The organism is Rhizobium sp. 62_C5_N11_2, from assembly GCF_051811185.1.
Taxonomy (GTDB): Bacteria; Pseudomonadota; Alphaproteobacteria; order Rhizobiales; family Rhizobiaceae; genus Rhizobium; species Rhizobium leguminosarum.
This window is the reverse complement of the sequence record NZ_JBPWPW010000002.1, coordinates 604,828-622,227: the sequence shown is the minus strand read 5'-3', so window position 1 is coordinate 622,227 and position 17,400 is coordinate 604,828. Positions and strand designations below refer to the sequence as shown.

Here is a 17,400-nt window from a genome sequence, read left to right as displayed (position 1 = left end):
GCATGCGTTTTCAGGCGTAAGCATATTTATGGAACTCTTAAGTTAAGGTTACCTTCGTTCTATGCGAGAAATAGTCGTCCAAGTATTGGGCAACCACGCCCAGATGTAAGCGACGGTTCGGCAAACTCAACCGATGCGACTTTCGGGTAAGTCAGCTATGGGCTCGCCTCGGTAAAAGAGGCCCGGCCAACGCACCGGTCAGAGGCGGTGCGCGATGACCTCGAACACCTGCATGGCGGGCGGCCCGGCCAGAAAGGGCGCGGTCAGCGGTCGATTGGCCGCCATGTGCGGCGATGCGCGGTGCGCCTGAAGCGAGGCATCATCCTCGTAGATTTCAACGAGCGTGTAGCTGTCAGACAGAGTGGTCGACTTGAACAGTTCGTACAGGCGGCTGCCCGGTTCGTTGGCCTGTACCGCAGCCGCCTGAACGGCGAAGGCACGTTCGAATGCTGCACCGCTGTCAGGCGTGACTGCGAGTTCGACCATCAATCCAATCATCGTAGTGCCTCCGAAGCTTTGATAAACCAAGGCCCGACCCTGAAAGGGCCGGGCGGTGGTAGTTCACTCGTGCGACACGAATTCCTGCGTGGTGATAGCGTTGGCGTAGAAGGGTGCGATCTCCGCCACGAAGTCGTCCTTTTGCTTGCGGGTATAGCCGGCCGACGCGTCGTAGATGACGTTGGTGTGGTAGCCGAGGTCGTGGGCATTGCGCATCGAAGACTCGACGCACTGGCGCAGCGAAAAGCCCGACAGGTAGATCTCATTGATGCGGTTGTTGCGCAGGTAACCGTCGAGCGTGGTTCCGACGAAGACGCTGCTGCCGCCGGCGCGCTCGCGAACGACATGCTCGCCTTCCGCCGGCTCGAAGCCGGGGAAGAAATCGGCCTGCTCGCCCAGGAACGCGCCATGGTCGCGCGTCATCTTACGCAGGCCGTACTTGGCCTCGCCCAGCACCTTGAAGGTCGGCTCGAACTTCAGCGAGGCGTGGATCACGTGCAGGCCGCGACGGCGGGCCTCTTCGAGGATGATCTTCGAATTGGCGATCGCGGTGTCGACCTGCTCCCGGTCCTGAAACACCGGATAAATGCCGCCGGTCGGGGAGAGCCAGTCGTTGACATATTCGATCAGGATCAGCGCGCTATTGGATGGGTCGGTCATGGTATACTCCTTGGAATTCTGGTTGTTAAGCCGCGATCATCGCGCCTTGCTGGTGCAGGTGGTCGCGAAACAGGTCGGGATAGGTGTCGATCACGGCGTTCTTGACGCTGGGTCGCTCGGCAAGTGCCGCGCGCCACCCCGTGACACGTGGCAGGCCAGCGAAGATCGGGTCCGCCACTACCGGATCAATGATCCCGAAATAGCGGAACAGCGGTGCGTAGACCGCATCGACCAGACCAAAGTCCGGCCCGGCGAAATACGGGCCGTCGCCCAGTTCCGCTTCGATCTTGCTCAGCCGATCACGGAAGGCGGCCCGCTTGGCGTCGGCGGTCGCCATGTCCTTGGCGTGGAGGAACTGCCAGCCCTCCGTAAAGGTCTGGGTGGCGAACTCGATCCAGGCGCGATGCCGTGCACGCAGCAATGCATCGTCGGGGTACATCGCCGCGCCACCCTGCGTCTCGTTCAGATATTCGCAGATGACCACGCTTTCGAAGAGGATCGCCTCCTCACCGTTCAGCTGGCGCACCTTCAGCACCGGCACCTTGCCGGTCGGCGACAGGGCCAGAAACCAGTCAGGCTTGGCCGATAGTTCGACGTTGACCCGGTCGAACGCCACCCCCTTTTCGAGGAGGACGATCGCGGCACGCTGAACGAATGGGCACAGCGGGTGGCTGACGAGAGTGAGGCTTTGCTCGGTCATGACGGTGTCTCGATGTGCTGGAATGGAGATCAGAGCGACTGGCCGCCCGACACGTCAAACGTCGTGCCGTTGGCCCAACCGAGATCATCGGACAGGATTGCGGCGACCGCGCCACCGATGTCGTCGGGCTGGCCGACGCGGCCGAGCGCGATATTACCGGCAACAAAGTCGTTGATTTGCTTGTCGTCGCGCACCCGGCCGCCGGCGAAGTCGGTGGCGATGGCGCCCGGCGCGATCGCGTTGACGCGGATCTGGCGTGCGCCCAGTTCGACCGCCATGAACTTGGTCAGCGTCTGCATCGCCGCCTTGGCGGCGCCGTAGAGGCCGTAGCCTGCCATCGTCGTGCGAACAAAACCCGAGGACACGTTGAGGATGCGCCCGCCGTCGACGATCAGCGGCAGCAGCTTCTGGGTCAGAAACAGCGGCCCGCGCAGGTGCATGTCGACCATCTGGTCGAACTGCTCCTCGCTCGCCTCGGCAACCATTGCGTAGAGGCCCTCGCCGCCGTTGTTGACCAGATAATCGAACCGGTCGGTCCCAAAGGTCGTCCTAAGCGTGTCGGTGACAGCCTGCGCGAAGCAGGAAAAGCTTGCCGTATCGGTGATGTCGAGCGCCAGCATCGCCGCCGTTCCGCCCAGGGCTTCGATCTCGTCGACCAGCGTCTGGGCTTCTGCGGCGCTGTTTCGGTAGGTACCGATGACGCCCACACCACGCTTGGCGAGATGCAGCGCCATGCTGCGACCGAGGCCGCGGCTGGCACCAGTAATGAGTGCGATCTTCTGAGACATGGCTACATTCCTTGTGATTCTGATTATCGGATGGCACGCCGCTGGGGCGCCGCATTCGCTGCCAGTCAAATAGGCGATTGGTGAGTCCGACGCCCCGCCTAATGCTCTCAATTGCTTGCCTAATTGTCTCAAGCGCTTTGCAGATGGGAGAAATAATGTCATACTCCTTGGCATGACCGACAACCTACAGCCGCATCGCGATATCGCGCTCCGCCACGGGCGGACCGGAATGACCCTGACGCCGATCCCGCGCCTGGAAATCGGCGTAGGACAAACGACCTCGGGAACGTCACCGTGTCTCTACCGCTCGATGATCTGCTTCATTCTGCAGGGATCGAAAGAGGTGGCCATCCACGACGACCTCCTGCGCTACGACGCGTCTCAATATCTGGTCAGCGCACTCGATCTGCCTTTGAGCGGCCAGATCCATGACGCTGACGACGGCAGTCCTTATGTGGCGATTTCGTTAGTCCTTGATCCGGCACTTCTGGCCGAGGTCGCATCGACGATGCCGGCGGTGCGCGACGCGGACGCACCAGGCAGCGGCATCGCGATCAATCCGATGACTCCGCCGCTGCGCGACACGCTGCTGCGACTGCTGGCGTTGCTCGACACGCCTGCGGACATCCCGGCGCTCGCGCCGATGGCCGAACGCGAATTGCTTTATCGTCTCCTGCAAGGTCCGCAGGGGCGACTGTTGCGTCACATCGCCCGCCCAGAAGGCGCGATCGGCGGCATCCGCCGCGCGGTCGAATGGATCCGCGACCGCGGTAATACGCGGCTGCGGATCGAGGCTCTGTGCGAAGCTGCTGGCATGAGCCGTGCGAGCCTGCATCGCCACTTTCTCGCGCTAACTGGATTGAGCCCGATCCAGTATCAGAAGCAGATACGCCTTCAGGAGGCGCGCCAGTTGCTGCTCGCCGGCGACCATAGTGCCTCCGACGTCGCCTATGCGGTCGGCTATGAAAGCGCCTCTCAGTTCAGCCGCGAATATCTGCGGCAATTCGGGGCTCCGCCCGTCCGCGACGTTCGCCGGCTTAGGCAGTCGATCAGCGACCATACGATCAGTTAGATGGCTTCGTTGTTATTGAGCACAGGCTGTCGAGCGAATTTGGCGTTGTTCGCGCCATGGCTAGCTCAAACTGAGGTTGTAACAGTCGGGCGCAATACCCTCCGCAACGCGCAATACGCGAAGGTGAGATCGATAAGTCGCGCAAGAGTATGCAGGCGCATCTGGCCTGGGGACGTGCATTCACCCTCGATCCCAACGGGCGAATGGGAGGGGACTGGCAGCGATTAACGGTCGCTGCAGGCTGATCCTAAAACTGGCGAAGGCTGTAGATTGTGTCGTCCGCGAGAGGAAAGCTTGGACTGATCGGAGGAACGCGCTTCTGGCCGCCATCTTCATAACCGGGGCTAGAATTGTATTTCATGCAGGTTCTCCTAAGATGCCAAGCACCGTCAGTTCCTATTTCAGACACCGCGAATGTTAAACCGAACTAACGTGCGTACAAGAAAAGCTGCCAACTGCTGACTTTGATAAGAGCACGTTTCACGGGTCACAGAAAGCGACAGGACGAATTCGGCTTGACCGCCGGCGCCCGATCTCGCGAATCCGAACTTCCCGGCGACCCATGGGAAAACTCGTCGCCACGACCCGTCGGCAGTTTGAACTCCCCGTCACGATCCGCCAAGGCGGATAGGTCGCCCGACAGATCGAACAGTTGCTGGGCGATGAGGTGCACGACCTCCCCTTCCCACTGGATCCGGCCATTGATCGCCATCATGCTCGATCCGAGAACAACGTGCCGGCGCCGCTCGAAGAGCTTCGGCCAGACGACGACGTTCGCCGGACCAGTCTCGTCCTCGATCGTTAGAAACATCACGCCTTTTGCCGATCCGGGCATTTGACGGACAAGAACGAGGCCCGCGATCATCAACCAACGGCCATCTCCGGCCGACATGGCCTCTCCGCAGGTGACGATGCTTCGAGCGGCGAGGTCCTTGCGCAGGAAGGCGATCGGGTGCTCTCGCAGGGTCAGACCGGTATGGCTGTAGTCCTGGATGACGTTGTGCCCATCTGTCATCTGCTGGAGTGCGACGTCAGGCTCCTGCTGCTCGGCGATCGTCTTCATTTGGCGCTCGGCCGCAGCAGCAAAGAGTGGCAGCGGCTCATCGCGCAAAGCTTTGATCGCCCACAGCGCGTCTCGTCGCTGAAGTTCGAGCGATGGCAGGAAAGCATCGGCCTCCGCGAGTTCGACCAACGATGCTGCCGGAACGCTCGCGCGCCGCCACATGTCATCGACGCTATCGAAGAGCTGATCGGCACGGGCGGCCACGATGCGTGCCGCATCGACTGCGGCCAGTCCACGCACAAGTCGGCGGGAACATATAGAGAACATCCGCATTTTGATCGACATGATGTCGGCCGCCAACACGACCTTGAAGGGAGCCGTGAACGATGACTGCTGCCCGCGAACGGGTGATTTCCGACCTGCGCGAGCGCATCGCCTCGGTGGAGGGCGTGTCCGCCAGAAAGGCTGGCTGTCTTTCCTTCGGCGTGCCGGAAATCGATGCGGTCCTGCCAGGAGGTGGCCTTGCCTACGGCGCCCTGCATGAATTTGCCGGCGGCGGGGCGAGTACGGTGGATGGTGCAGCGGCAGCACTTTTTGCGGCGGGGATCGCAGACCGACCGGGCTGCCTATTCCCGGCTGACCCGTCTTATCACGCTCGGCAAGTCGCGCGGCGGCAAGAACAACTGCATCCTTCACTGGGACGACGTCATCGCCTATGCCGAAGGCATGATCGGCATCCTGGTGCCGGATCTGCCGGATGACGCCTGTGGGATCCAGCTGCGCAAGATGGCCGAGGTGTTTGGCGATCACGCCTATGTGTCGCTCTGTCTTCGTCGTCGCCAAAACGATCAGCTGCGGCTGCACGAGATTTCCAATCTTGCGGCCCGGTTCAAGGTGAAAACGGTCGTCACCAATGACGTCCTTTTCCATGAACCAGGCCGCCGGCAGTTGCAGGACATTGTCACCTGCATTCGCACCCGCACGACGATCGACGAGGTCGGCTTCGAGCGCGAGCGCCATGCCGATCGCTATCTGAAGCCACCGGAAGAAATGGAGCGCCTGTTTCCGCGCTACCGCGAGGCGCTAGCACGAACGGTGGAGATCGTCGCGAGAGCCAAGTTTTCGCTTGAGGAGCTCACCTATCAATATCCGGAGGAGGCGATCGTGCCGGGCAAGGACGCCCAGGCCTCGCTTGAGCATTATATCTGGCAATGCATTCCCGACCGCTATCCGGAAGGCCTGCCACCAGACGTTCTGCCGGCGCCTGATCAATAAGCAGCTTGATCCGCGGGACTTTGTCTCGCACCGCTTGATCGGATCGTGTCAGGGTCAAACTCTGAAGCGGTAGGCGCGGACTTTGTCAAATTGCCTTTTCCATCGAAAACGAAGATCTCATCGGCCACCTCGAAAACAGCTTCACGGTGGCTGGCGGCAATCACGGTCGGCACATAGGCCCGTATCGCAGCGATTATTTCGTGCTCGCTCTGTAGGTCGAGCGCGGAAGTCGGCTCATCCAGGACGATAATCTGCGGTCGTCTAAGGAGCGCTCGACCGATTGCGATTCTCTGACGCTGCCCCCCCGACAGTTCCTTCCCTTGCGTGCCAACGACCATATCCAGAATTGGCCCGGCGCTCACGTCTCTCAGCTCATCGAGTTTCAAGCGCGCAACCACGTCCTTCAGGTCGTGCTCACTAATCGACGCGCCGGCACCATAGGACAAATTCTCACGAAGAGTTCCGGAGAAAACCAGAGGATTTTGGGGCACGACGGCGACGTGTTCCAGGACCTTTTGAGAGCCGATCCGGGCAACGTCTAGGCCATTGAATTGGATTTGGCCTCCAGATGGCCGGATCAAGCCCAGCAGCGCATTCAGCAAGGTTGTTTTTCCGGAACCCGACGCGCCCGAGATTGCGTAGAACCTATCTGCACGGAACTCGAACGAAGCATCCTGAAGAATAACGCGGTCCTGTTGCCTGATATCAAGGTATTCACCCGCGAATCCTCGTGACAAACCATTGGCTTTCACATCCTCCTCCAAGAGGTCGGCGCTCTCCTTCGGCATGTCGAGATAACGGAACCCGCGGTCCAGAGCGATGTAACTGCGTTCGAGCTGGAGCAGCGACCCGACGATCATTGTGAACGGCCCGGTAATCTGGACGACATATCCGACGACCAATACATAGTCACCGACATTGCTCAAACTCGATTGCGTATAATAAACGGTGTAAAGCGTGAATATCAGCAGCACGGCGCCTACACAAACTGACTGGAACGCCAATAACCAGCCCATCTGCCTGTTGGAATTAATGATTGTGTCGACATTGTTTTTCTGAAGGATATTCAGCGAGTCGCGTTCTCGATCGTAGGCGTTGTTGATCTTGATGTCGTACAGTGCGTTCAACCGCTCGCTGAGATATCTTGAGATCGCGTTTTGCGCTTCGTACATGTTCGAGTGGATCGATCTCGTCTTCTTGGCGACCCAATAGGAGATCCAGAACAGCACGGCCATCGCCGCCGTAAATGTGGTCGCGAACAGTAAATCCATTACACCCCAAAGGATGCAGAATACGAAGGCCACCTGGAAGAGCACAGGAAGCAAAACCCAAAATATTGAATGGCTTATGAGGCTGAAACTGCTCTCGCTGCTCTTGATATCTGCTAGAACCCTTCCGCTATCGAGCGTAATCTGCTGTTCGTGCGGGAGTTGAACAATGTGCTGATAGATGCCGCGGTTGATTGCGGCATCGCATCGAGCCAGAACCGCTGCGGATAGCGTCCCCTTAAGAAACTCAAAGACTTTGGTGCTAGTCCAAACGACAGCATAAGCGCCGGCGGCAAGGAATACGAGGTAGGCGCCTCTTTCCTGCGGCGGCAGGCTCATAAGATTGATTGTCCATCGGAGCAGGTATGGAACAGCCATCCCGGCCGCGCTTAAGGCCAACGAGAACAAGGACACCAGGCCGAAATGTAACGGAAATCCATTGTACTCTTTTTTGACCAGGGTCAGAGCGCGCTGATAAGGTATCAGCCAATCGTTCTTGAATGTCTTAAGCAATCTGTTCATGTTCAACCTTATATGGCTAAAAGTGTTGGCATCCGGTGCGGAAGCGAAGGATCGTCGCCGATCACTTGACCCCCAACTTCAATCCACGCATGCGCCAGGAAGTCGTATCGCTGAACGCCGATCTTGAAATCGACGTTTACACGGGCGGAGAGCAGATACATTGATGCCGCCAGCGACGCTTCCAAGCATTGGTGTCTGAACGGAAGACACCTTGCGCAGAGGGCGACCATATCTGCGGCGATCTTGGCTTTTTCGATAGCATGGGCAGTCTGTACAACGTCTCTGGAAAGGGCGGTCTTTTTGAGCTGGCGCAGCTTCTGTAGAGCGCCGTGCAGGCCGTGCCTCTTCAGCATCCAATAGCTGCGAGCGATCGCGAATGCTATTGCCGGAAACGCCCTCAGTTCACGCTGGTCGCTTCGAAACCGCGAAGTGGACCTCCATTCATAGTTGTCGATGCCGAAATCGGCGCTGCTAACCGTCGATACGAATTGGTGGCCGCCGGTTCTTGCGTGAAGAAGCCCGCGGTTCAGAAACATCGCGGCGCCATCCGGATCGGATTCGCAATCGGCAAGTATCAGCGACAGCCGCTCGCTCCACTCCCTGTCCAAAACGACGTACCGGTCTCGCACCTCGTCCAGCAGTATGTACTCGTCGACCAGCAGCAGGTGATGTACGTGCTCTGCAAAACCAAATTGCATCCGGATGCCCAACTATTTATAGATTGAGAGCGCGAGGAGCTCTGCCGATATAATTCTCAAAAGCGCGCTGCTAAATCCGCCCACGCCGAGCGAACTTGTATCGATCATGTTAAGTATGGCCTGCTCTTCTAGGAAACCGGATCTGGCGAGAACTCCGTTCAGTATTAGATCGGCGATCCATTTTCTTTTGAGTTTTAGCGAACGTTGGAACGCGCTGGTTATTTGACCTTTGTCGCTTCTCAGGATCGCGGTGTCGTTGTATCTGCGAAGAAGCGACTCACGAAATGGAAGCCTCGTGTGTTTTTCGTTGAATAGCTCATGGACTGGAAAGCGAGAGCACGCCGCCAGAAATCTGCCCTCGGTGAAGGGGTGTCGAACACGAACACCATGTTGAGGCGTGATCGACAGAGAGTTTTCGTAAACGGCCCTGCGGATTGTCCGGATATGTTGTTCCTTGGCGGGTATCCGCTTGTTGCGGGAGCTTGTTTCTCCGCGTCCGATCGAAGAGATCATCTGGAGATCACGTTTGAAGGGCAACGGGTACCCGTTTGAATATTGCCTTCTCGCAACTGATCGGAAGAGGCTACCCAATATCTGCGGGAAACTTATCGAATATAGCCTCGAATATTCCCTGGCTTTCCTAAGCGCATATGCGATCCCATTTTGACCAAAAGCGTCAATGAGGACAGAGGATGGCAATGGGTCGAAGAACAGGTGATCTCCACCATGCCCGTTCAGGACGCAGATATCTTTCGCAGATGTTTTTTCCTTCAGGAGGTCGAACTTGTAATTTTGGAATTCCGCAAACGCCATGCTGGTCGACACACGCGGCGGTAATTCGACAGCGTTTGGAACGCTGAGCAAGAGACTGGGGTCTACCGTGATGACTTCCTGGCGAATGCCCAAGCGGCTGCATAGGTTTTGCGAATAATGCAGGTCCTGATGCGCGCTTCCATTTGGGTCATACCACGTGACAGCGAGAATGTTTTTGGGGTTCTTCACCGCCCTTGCGGCAAGTAAAATCGCGGTGGAGTCGGTGCCTCCGGAAAGCTGAACGATAGGCTGCTCTATATTGCGGATCAGGCTCTCAACGGTTGCCTCGAATGTTTCGGCGATATCGTCTCGCTGTTCAACGTCATCCGAAAAAGCATCTGCGGAATAGATAAGGCGGATATTGCCTCCGTCCGGATGTATCTCGACCGTCGAGCCGGCAGGCAAAGTGCTAACGTTTTCCAGCAGCGTTCCGAATTCGTACTCCACGACGCCTAAGCAATCTTTGAGCAGAGAATCGGCGCTGATTCCGGGCCTATGACGCGCCATGACGTCCGACAGAGAACTGTATATCGAGATACCGCCCTCATCGCTGTGGATGTACACCCTGGCATCGGAGCCGAAAGCATTCGTTATTACTATACGCTGATCGGTTACCCCTATGGACGCGCCGGTACTCTCGCCTTGGATATCAGCGGTATTAAATGCTAACGCGTCATCCTTTTTCGTGAAGGACAGCTTCTGCACTTGAAGCCGCCCGTCTCCGGCGCATATCCGCAGCGGCCCCATAAAACGTGATCTGTACATTGGCAGGAATCTCGTAGCGGATCGCCGTGGCGATGTAATTTCCGCCTGTATTCGGCGGTGTCCTAGTCCAGATGATGGACTTTCCGCTCACGCTAGAAGACCGGATGAGCGGAAAGCTACTTGCGTTACTAAGGAAGCAAATCAGAATCTAGGTCACCAGGTATTCGGGCACCATGGTACGAAGTAACCTTCGCCGCACCAATCGTCGTCCCCGGGGCCGGTAAGATCTCTGTAGACAGCATAGCTTCCTTCAACAATGGCGCCGCCGCCTTGCCCATTCGTGAAGCGTGACGCCGGCAGTTCCAGTATTTCCTGATTTAAACGTCTGGTAGATTGAATCGACATTTTCGTTCCTTGGACATCCGTGAACAATCGATGAGGCGAGCGACGAACTCCGGCCTCGGTGGTGGCAAACTGTGTCCGGCAGTTGCATTTTTATTGGTATTAAACCTGAATAAAATAATCAAGTTAATTTTATCCTCTCGCCATGAATTTTCGATCCGAAGTGACGCGCTCATCGACTACATGTTGACGCCGCGGGATGGCCGTGTTGCAGCGATCAGCTTTTTGACGTGATAGCCCTACCCTTTGGATTTTTCATGCAACGCGACTGAACTCGGGATGGCCAAGTTCAGTCATCCGGTTGAGAACTCGGACGCCGATTTTTGCTTCGGTCTTCTGATTGTCGAGGTTCCTGGCTTTGAGTTTCGGCCCAATGACCGTCTTCCATCGGCCCATTCTCGATTTCGGCGATATGCCGGTCGCGAACCGTCGGATTGAGCGCTGATTGAGAACTGGCAACGGCGGTCTTGGGAGGCGGTACGATCTCACCAAGGCGTGTCGTCAGAAGATCACGGGTCGCCGCGCCATCATAGGCGCCATCGGCGATAAACTTGCCGACCGGACCATCACAATCTGGCCCAGAAGATCTGACAGGGCTGTGGGATCACCGACATCGTCTGTGGTCAGATCGGAGCAGACAATCTCTCCGCTTACAAGATCGAGACCAAGGTGCAGTTTGCGCCATCTTTTGCGTTTCACCTTGATCTTGTGCTTGTTTTCCAGCCATTCGCCTTCACCAAAGACCTTCAGACCGGTGCTGTCCACCACCAGATGAACCGGCCTCCAGCAGGCCGTTCGCCGCCGCACTGGCGGCAAAGCCAGTCCCTTGCTCCGGCGCGACAGGGTGGAGAAATCCGGCACGGTAATTTCAACTCCCATCAGCGCCGCGATACTGCGCATCAGGCCTTGGGTTTGACGCAAAGGCAATTCGTAAACAACACGCACGGTCAGGCACATCGTAATCGCCAGGTCCGAGTATTTCGGCTGGCCGCCACGAGACGTCCGGCGCTGGGCCGACCATTGAGAAAGCGCCTCATCGCTCACCCAGACAGTCAAATCACCACGCTGGCGAAGGCTTTCATTATAAGCCGCCCAGTTCGTGACCTTAAACTTCTGCTTGGCTATCTTGTGCCTGCGGTCTTCATTGAACTTATGCGGCATCCAAATATCCTGGGACCAAAAACGGTCGCCTGGTATCAGATCCGCGCCGATCCACGCAACACGGCCCAGTTGGGCCATGGCTCCGATCCCGGCGCATCGGCGGACCAATCACTCCGGCTTCAAGTTAGGCCGTACCAGGTCCCGCGACCCGCTCCATGAAGGGTCAGATGCCCCTGCTCGGTCAACACCCGAAGATGATCCTTGACGGTGTTGCGGCTTGCGCCTGTGGCCTTGGCCGCGTCCATCACCGTAACGCGCCCGCGCTCACGCGCAAGTTCGAGGATCGAGACCGACAACTCCGGCAGGTCGCCCAGCAGGATACGTTCACGCTCGATCTTGCGCTCGAGTCGCTGCTTCTGGCGCTGCAGGCTCCGGAGGAAAAACTCGATCCACGGGTTCCAGTCCTGTTGATCTGTCCGGATCGTGCCCTGCGTTCGGCGAAGCGCGAGGTAATAGGCTTCCTTGTTCTGCTCGACAACGCTTTCGAGAGAGCTGTATGGCACGTAGGTATAACCCGCCCGAAGGAGCAGCAAAGTGGTCAAGGCTCGCGACAGGCGGCCATTGCCATCCTGGAAAGGATGGATTTCCAGAAAGACCACCACGAAGACAGCGACGATGAGCAGAGGGTGGAACGTCCCATCCTTCTCCTGGGCCTGTTGCCAGGACACCAGTTCCGACATCCGGCCTGGCGTATCAAAGGGGGATGCTGTCGCGAAGACGACGCCCAGGCTTCGTCCATCTTCGTCGAAGGCTTCGACGTTGTTGGCAAGGGTTTTCCAGTTTCCCCTGTGTCGCTCATCCTTAGTCGAGTGAGCGAGTAGATCGCGATGGAGTTGGCGGATGTGATTTTCGTCAAGCGGGATCGCGTCGAAGGCGGAGAAGATCGTTTCCATTACCTCGGCATAGCCTGCGACCTCCTGTTCGTCTCGGCTGGTGAACGAGCCGATACGGAGGTTCGAGAGCAGTCTTTCGACTTCTCGGTCGCTCAGTTTTGCGCCTTCGATACGGGTCGAAGAACCGATGCTTTCGATCGTCGCGACCCGGCGCAAGCTGGAGAGCCGATCTGGCGCGATACGACCGAGCGCTCGCCATGCGCCTTTGAATTCGTCGATCTCGGCGATCAACGACAGGATCTCAGGCGTGATACGCAATTTCGCGAGATCAAGGGCCGTCATCCATTATCCCATCCGTTTCCATCCGAATGGGATATGACATACTAGGCTCCATTTTTCCATCCATTTTCACCCAATAAGGAAGAACGGCGGAGAAAAGTCAGAGCGGGAGAGGCCCCGCTCGGTGGCGGGGCCTTCGCCGGATCTCAATCCCGGTTGGGGCGAGACGCCGGAAGCACTTATCGGTTGGGCCGCCCCACGTCGCAAGACGAGAGGGGGCCAGCCGCGTTACTCTGATCTGGCGATCGAAACCACTTTGATGCTGTGCATGGTATTCGGGTTGCGTTTGCGCCAGAGCGAAGGGCTTCTGAGTTCGGTGCTCGACATGATGGGATTGGGTTTGCCAGTGCCCGATCACACCACGCTGAGCCGACGGGCCAGAACTTGGAAGCCATCGGCCAGAAGCAACGACCAGCAGCATGTGGCGGATGGCCCCGTTCACGTTCTGGTCGACAGCACTGGACTGCAGATCTATGGCGCCGGCCAATGGCTGGAAGAAAAACATGGTGCAAAGTCCCGACGTGGCTGGCGAAAGCTGCACCTGGCTGTTGATGCCGACAGTGGCGAGATCATTGCACATAGTCTGACAAATCAGGAAGTCGGCGATGCCTCGCAGCTGGAGCCGTTACTGGATCAGATCGACGAAGAGATCGACCAGTTCACTGCCGATGGAGCTTATGATGGCACTCCCACCTATGACGCTGTCCTACTTCACAGCCCAGGCGCAAGGGTCGTCATTCCACCGCGCTCGAACGCTGTTAAACGGCCCAACGCCCAAGCATGCTGCCAGAGAGACGACCACATCGCCTCCATGCAGATAGATGGCCGGCTGACATGGCAGACATCCACCGGCTATGGCAAACGAGCTTTGGTTGAAACCGCGATGGGTCGATACAAGGGCGTCATCGGTCCGCGGCTACGTGCTCGTTCATTCCGTGCGCAGCAGACAGAAGCTACGATCGGCGTCACCATTCTTAACCGAATGCTTGCCTGTGGACGCCCGAAATCCGTTCGCTGCGAGACATCGGCGCCCGCAACGAAATAAGCGACCTATCAAAGACTAAATTCCGCATATTTGCCGATCCCCGCACCAACGCTCAAGCGCAGGCGTTTAGGGCCAGATAGACGTCCGGCGGAATGTTCGAAATGATCGCTTCGCTCTTGCCTGGAGCGAACGGGGTGGACCGGTGGTTTCCGAACCGGAAGCTGATGGTTTCGGTATGTCGCTCATGCAAGGTGAAATCAGTTACCGGCTTGGAGGCGTTGCGCCGAAAACAAAACAGCCTGCCGCGGGGGAGATGCGGCGAGCGCTTGGCACGATTACTTCGATGGGCAGCGTTCCTCGAACAGGCGATCAAGCGGCTCGCCAAATCGTCGAAGCAGGCCGCTTGAACGCGCGGTTCGTTAGATACCATAGCGCCGATCGAGTTCTTTCAGCGCGGACTGTACCTCATCGATCGAAATCGGCTCTGGCATTCCCGGCACCTGCCGGAGAGCCGGCATCGAATCGATAGCGTAAAAGTCGGAGGCCCAGGCCGCGAGGATCGTTCGCTTATCATCGACGGAAAGAGCCGGCGCTCTCACCACATCGATTGGCCGCCGAAGCTGCATACCCTGAAGTAAAACCGCCGGTCCCATCGCCATCGCGTTCCTGGCCGCCTGCTGCAACATGTCGTGCGTCATCTGACCACCTCACTGTACGTGTGGATCCCGGTCACGCCGCAGGCGTGAGACCGCGATCATATTGGTTTCCGGCGCCAGCAGATCGTGTTTCTCGGCGAAGGCCGCAAACAGGCCACACGCGGTTTCTACATCAATCTCGCCACGCAGTGCCGCACTGCAGGCCTTCAGCGCAATCGCATGCGCGCTGTCCCTGAGTGACGTCGGACACTCGGAAAGATGCCGGTAGGCATCCATGACGCTGCGAACCTCCGCTAGGTAGCCAAGGCCGACGAGAATGGAAACAGGCCGTCTAAACATATCGGGTTTCATCGCTCTCTCCTTCCCAACCCGGAATGTTGATGGGCGCCGTAGCCACGGCGCCCCTGTTCTGCGGTCAATGCGGGGTCAAGCCGCCTTCTGCGATTCGATCTGCGCGGGAGCGACTGCCCCAGCGCTCTGGATGGAGATCTTGCGCGGCTTCAACGCCTCCGGGATCTCACGCACCAAATCGATCGACAGGAGACCGTTGCTCAAGTCAGCTCCGTTCACCCTGACATGATCGGCGAGTTCGAACCGGTGCTCGAACGGCCGGCCGGCAATGCCGCGATGCAGGTAGCCGTCAGTGGCCGCTTCCTGCTTCTTGCCGGTGACCGTCAGTAGATTGGATTGGAAGGTAATGTCGAGTTCGTCCAGGGTGAAGCCCGCCACCGCGATCGAAATCCGGTAGCTGTCGTCACCGGTCTTGACGATGTCATAGGGCGGCCAGTCGCTGATCGACCGGGCGCGCTGGGCGTTTTCCAGAAGATTGAAAACCCGGTCGAAGCCAACGCTCGAACGATAGAGAGGTGCATAGTCGTAAGATGTTGCCATAGCCATATCCTCCTTGAAGCAACATGGGTACGGAAGCGCCGAAGACGGCGCTCCCAGCAAGGCCAGCCCTTCATTGAGCGGCTGGCGGCAATCGATTTGGTTTTTGAGAATTTCGGATTCAAGAGCTGCGGCAGAAAAAAATTGCTCGTTTTCGGCTTCTGCCACCCGCTCAAACCATTTCATAAACGGCCGCATTATCCTGAACTTCGGGCAAGCCTTTGTAGAAGGCGTGACGCAGAGCCGTCGTCGGTCCAGCCCCGGAGGCAATCAGCGTCGCCTGGACGATGACAACCTGTGAAGACGGTCCGCTCAAGCGACGCCCTTGCCGCCGGTGACACCATAGACCTCGCCGTTGATGAAGCTTGCTTCTGGCGATGCAAGCAGGACGAATACGGGAGCCAGCTCGACCGGCTGGCCGGGCCGGCCGAAGTCGCTATCCTTGCCGAAGTTCTTCACCTTCTCGTCTGGCTGCCCGCCACTCGGCTGGAGAACCGTCCAGACCGGTCCGGGTGCGACGACATTGGCGCGAATGCCACGCTCAATCAGCTGCTTGGCAAGGGCCTTCGTATAGGCGACGATGCCGGCCTTTGTCGTGGCATAGTCGAGCAAGATCGGCGATGGCTGATAAGCCTGGATTGAAGCGGTCGTTATCACCGCGGATCCCGGCGGCATATGAGGAACGGCGGCTTGTGCGATCCAGTGTAGCGCATAGAGATTGGTCTTCATCGTCTTGTCAAAATCCTCCGTCGACAGATCTTCGATCTTCTCGCGGTACTGCTGACGACCGGCATTGATGACGAGGATATCGAGACCGCCAAGACCGGAGACCGCCTTGTCGACCAGTTGCCTGCACCATGGCTCCTCCTTGATGTCGCCGGGTAGGGCGACGGCTTTGCGGCCCTCGGCTTCGATAAGTCCGATCACTTCCTTTGCATCTACCTCTTCATCCGGAAGATAGGCGATGGCGACATCGGCGCCCTCGCGCGCGAAAGCGATTGCCGCGGCACGGCCGATGCCCGAATCTCCGCCGGTGACGAGTGCCTTCCGGCCAGTGAGCTTCCCCGACCCGCGATAGCTCTCCTCGCCGTGATCCGGCGTGGGATCCATCTTGCGGGCGAGGCCAGGCGCCTGTTGCGGTTGGTTTGGGAAAGGCGGTGCTGGATAAATCGTGCGAGGATCGTTCAAGGAGGTCTTGTCGCTCATAATGACACCTAAGGTTTTTCGGAATTGCATGGCGAATGCATGTCCGCGAACGTCCGTTTCATCCCTTTGTTCCTATGAAGCCGTCGGCTCGGAACAAACTTTTTGCGTTGTCGTTCGTCCTGATTATCAACGAGGAGGAAATGTCATGCCCCGTGGTGACAAGTCCAAGTACACCGACAAGCAGGAACGCAAGGCAGACCACATCGCCGAAAGCTACGAAGACCGTGGCGTATCAGAGAAGGAAGCCGAGCGCCGAGCCTGGGCGACCGTCAATAAGGATGATGGCGGCGGCAAGAAGGCCGGCGGTTCCGGGCAAGGCAAGCATACCGGTCATCCGGCCGCCCACAAAGGCGGCGAGAAAGGCGGCAAGGCGGCAGCGTCACGATCGGCCGCAGACCGTTCGGCTTCGGCAAAGAAGGCGGCCGCGACGCGGAAGCGGAAAGCCGAGCATAGCGCCCATCATTGATCGGTTGGGTCCCGTGACGGAGCAGAAACGCTACATCCCAACACCTGACGGATTTCTGATGGTCTTGAGACAAGGAGACGACGTGCTTGCTCGCCTGGAAACGCTGATGGTCGATGAAGACATACCTTCGGCCATGCTTTCTGGCTTCGGGTTCGCTGGCCAAATCACCTTCGGCTTCTTCGATTTCGAAGCCCGCGAATACAAGCCGAAGAGCTACGAAAACCTTGAGGTGACCAACTTGACGGGCTCGCTTGCCTGGAAGGACGGAAAACCGCTGCCGCATCTGCACGCAACCGCCGGCAGCGCTTCCTTCGAAGCGGTCGGCGGTCACCTGTTGGCGCTCGAGGTCGGTCGCGGTTCGATGGAGCTCCATGTGATGATCCTGAGAGATCGGCTCGAACGGACCACCGACGCGTCGATTGGCGCCAACATCCTGCAACTCGAACCGGCCGGTTGAGACAC

The 17,400-nt window shown here is 58.2% G+C and carries 17 protein-coding genes and 4 pseudogenes; 7 read left to right on the top strand and 14 right to left on the bottom strand.

Annotation, left to right across the window (positions count from 1 at the left end; translation table 11 throughout):
• Positions 1 to 198: 198 nt before the first annotated feature.
• The 4 genes from AB8B31_RS26495 to AB8B31_RS26480 form a co-directional block, all read right to left on the bottom strand.
• Positions 199 to 498: a putative quinol monooxygenase gene (locus AB8B31_RS26495; protein ID WP_131591287.1), complete on the bottom strand. Its 300-nt coding sequence runs from the start codon at positions 496 to 498 to the stop codon at positions 199 to 201.
• Between the two features lie 63 nt (positions 499 to 561).
• The gene (locus AB8B31_RS26490; RefSeq protein ID WP_131591286.1) at positions 562 to 1,158 is read right to left on the bottom strand and encodes an isochorismatase family cysteine hydrolase; all 597 of its coding nucleotides are present in this window, start codon (positions 1,156 to 1,158) and stop codon (positions 562 to 564) included.
• A gap of 25 nt (positions 1,159 to 1,183) precedes the next feature.
• Positions 1,184 to 1,858, bottom strand: coding sequence for a glutathione S-transferase family protein (locus tag AB8B31_RS26485; RefSeq protein ID WP_131591285.1), 675 nt, complete (start codon positions 1,856 to 1,858; stop codon positions 1,184 to 1,186).
• A 29-nt stretch (positions 1,859 to 1,887) separates the two neighbouring features.
• Positions 1,888 to 2,646 (bottom strand): SDR family NAD(P)-dependent oxidoreductase, encoded by a 759-nt coding sequence (locus AB8B31_RS26480; RefSeq protein WP_131591284.1) that lies wholly within the window; start codon positions 2,644 to 2,646, stop codon positions 1,888 to 1,890.
• A gap of 172 nt (positions 2,647 to 2,818) precedes the next feature.
• Here AB8B31_RS26480 and AB8B31_RS26475 point away from each other — a divergent pair, with 172 nt between their 5' ends.
• Positions 2,819 to 3,718 (top strand): AraC family transcriptional regulator, encoded by a 900-nt coding sequence (locus AB8B31_RS26475; protein ID WP_131591283.1) that lies wholly within the window; start codon positions 2,819 to 2,821, stop codon positions 3,716 to 3,718.
• A 487-nt stretch (positions 3,719 to 4,205) separates the two neighbouring features.
• On the opposite strand, the pseudogene AB8B31_RS26470 reads toward AB8B31_RS26475, so the two are convergent.
• A pseudogene (locus tag AB8B31_RS26470) lies at positions 4,206 to 5,027 on the bottom strand (OB-fold nucleic acid binding domain-containing protein); the annotation flags it as partial.
• 80 nt (positions 5,028 to 5,107) lie between these two features.
• Here AB8B31_RS26470 and AB8B31_RS26465 point away from each other — a divergent pair.
• Both AB8B31_RS26465 and dnaE2 read left to right on the top strand, forming a co-directional pair.
• A pseudogene (locus AB8B31_RS26465) lies at positions 5,108 to 5,359 on the top strand (damage-inducible mutagenesis protein); the annotation flags it as partial.
• Positions 5,295 to 5,978: pseudogene (gene dnaE2, locus AB8B31_RS26460) on the top strand (error-prone DNA polymerase); the annotation flags it as partial. The pseudogenes AB8B31_RS26465 and dnaE2, both read left to right, overlap by 65 nt.
• Positions 5,979 to 5,989: 11 nt before the next feature.
• On the opposite strand, the gene AB8B31_RS26455 reads toward dnaE2, so the two are convergent.
• The 5 genes from AB8B31_RS26455 to AB8B31_RS26435 form a co-directional block, all read right to left on the bottom strand.
• Complete coding sequence (locus AB8B31_RS26455; RefSeq protein WP_131591282.1) at positions 5,990 to 7,786, bottom strand: ABC transporter ATP-binding protein; 1,797 nt, start codon at positions 7,784 to 7,786, stop codon at positions 5,990 to 5,992.
• 8 nt (positions 7,787 to 7,794) lie between these two features.
• Complete coding sequence (locus AB8B31_RS26450) at positions 7,795 to 8,484, bottom strand: lasso peptide biosynthesis B2 protein (RefSeq protein WP_131591281.1); 690 nt, start codon at positions 8,482 to 8,484, stop codon at positions 7,795 to 7,797.
• A gap of 12 nt (positions 8,485 to 8,496) precedes the next feature.
• The gene (locus AB8B31_RS26445) at positions 8,497 to 10,062 is read right to left on the bottom strand and encodes an asparagine synthase-related protein (RefSeq protein WP_131703374.1); all 1,566 of its coding nucleotides are present in this window, start codon (positions 10,060 to 10,062) and stop codon (positions 8,497 to 8,499) included.
• Between the two features lie 843 nt (positions 10,063 to 10,905).
• On the bottom strand, positions 10,906 to 11,643 hold the full coding sequence (locus AB8B31_RS26440) for an IS5 family transposase (RefSeq protein WP_425375705.1): 738 nt from the start codon (positions 11,641 to 11,643) through the stop codon (positions 10,906 to 10,908).
• Positions 11,644 to 11,684: 41 nt separating this feature from the next.
• A complete protein-coding gene (locus AB8B31_RS26435; RefSeq protein WP_112907696.1) occupies positions 11,685 to 12,740 on the bottom strand; it encodes a Fic family protein in 1,056 nt (351 codons plus the stop codon).
• 163 nt (positions 12,741 to 12,903) lie between these two features.
• Between AB8B31_RS26435 and AB8B31_RS26430 the strand changes: the two are divergent.
• Positions 12,904 to 13,782, top strand: a pseudogene (locus tag AB8B31_RS26430) (IS5 family transposase); the annotation flags it as partial.
• A 101-nt stretch (positions 13,783 to 13,883) separates the two neighbouring features.
• Positions 13,884 to 14,129 carry a hypothetical protein gene (locus AB8B31_RS26425; protein WP_131591278.1) on the top strand — a complete coding sequence of 82 codons (246 nt, stop codon included), beginning with the start codon at positions 13,884 to 13,886 and terminating at the stop codon, positions 14,127 to 14,129.
• 12 nt (positions 14,130 to 14,141) lie between these two features.
• Here the strand turns inward: AB8B31_RS26425 and AB8B31_RS26420 are convergent, their stop codons facing one another.
• The 4 genes from AB8B31_RS26420 to AB8B31_RS26405 all read right to left on the bottom strand — a co-directional run bounded on the left by AB8B31_RS26420 (position 14,142) and on the right by AB8B31_RS26405 (position 16,472).
• Entirely contained in the window at positions 14,142 to 14,420 is a 279-nt protein-coding gene (locus AB8B31_RS26420) for a hypothetical protein (RefSeq protein ID WP_131591277.1), read from the bottom strand.
• Between the two features lie 9 nt (positions 14,421 to 14,429).
• Positions 14,430 to 14,729 carry a DUF982 domain-containing protein gene (locus tag AB8B31_RS26415; RefSeq protein WP_131591276.1) on the bottom strand — a complete coding sequence of 100 codons (300 nt, stop codon included), beginning with the start codon at positions 14,727 to 14,729 and terminating at the stop codon, positions 14,430 to 14,432.
• Between the two features lie 75 nt (positions 14,730 to 14,804).
• Positions 14,805 to 15,269, bottom strand: coding sequence for an Hsp20 family protein (locus AB8B31_RS26410; RefSeq protein ID WP_131591275.1), 465 nt, complete (start codon positions 15,267 to 15,269; stop codon positions 14,805 to 14,807).
• Between the two features lie 309 nt (positions 15,270 to 15,578).
• Positions 15,579 to 16,472: an SDR family oxidoreductase gene (locus AB8B31_RS26405; protein ID WP_131591274.1), complete on the bottom strand. Its 894-nt coding sequence runs from the start codon at positions 16,470 to 16,472 to the stop codon at positions 15,579 to 15,581.
• A 145-nt stretch (positions 16,473 to 16,617) separates the two neighbouring features.
• Here AB8B31_RS26405 and AB8B31_RS26400 point away from each other — a divergent pair, with 145 nt between their 5' ends.
• Complete coding sequence (locus AB8B31_RS26400) at positions 16,618 to 16,938, top strand: plasmid stabilization protein (protein WP_131591273.1); 321 nt, start codon at positions 16,618 to 16,620, stop codon at positions 16,936 to 16,938.
• A 58-nt stretch (positions 16,939 to 16,996) separates the two neighbouring features.
• Positions 16,997 to 17,395, top strand: coding sequence for a PPC domain-containing DNA-binding protein (locus AB8B31_RS26395; RefSeq protein ID WP_131703344.1), 399 nt, complete (start codon positions 16,997 to 16,999; stop codon positions 17,393 to 17,395).
• Positions 17,396 to 17,400: the final 5 nt, after the last annotated feature.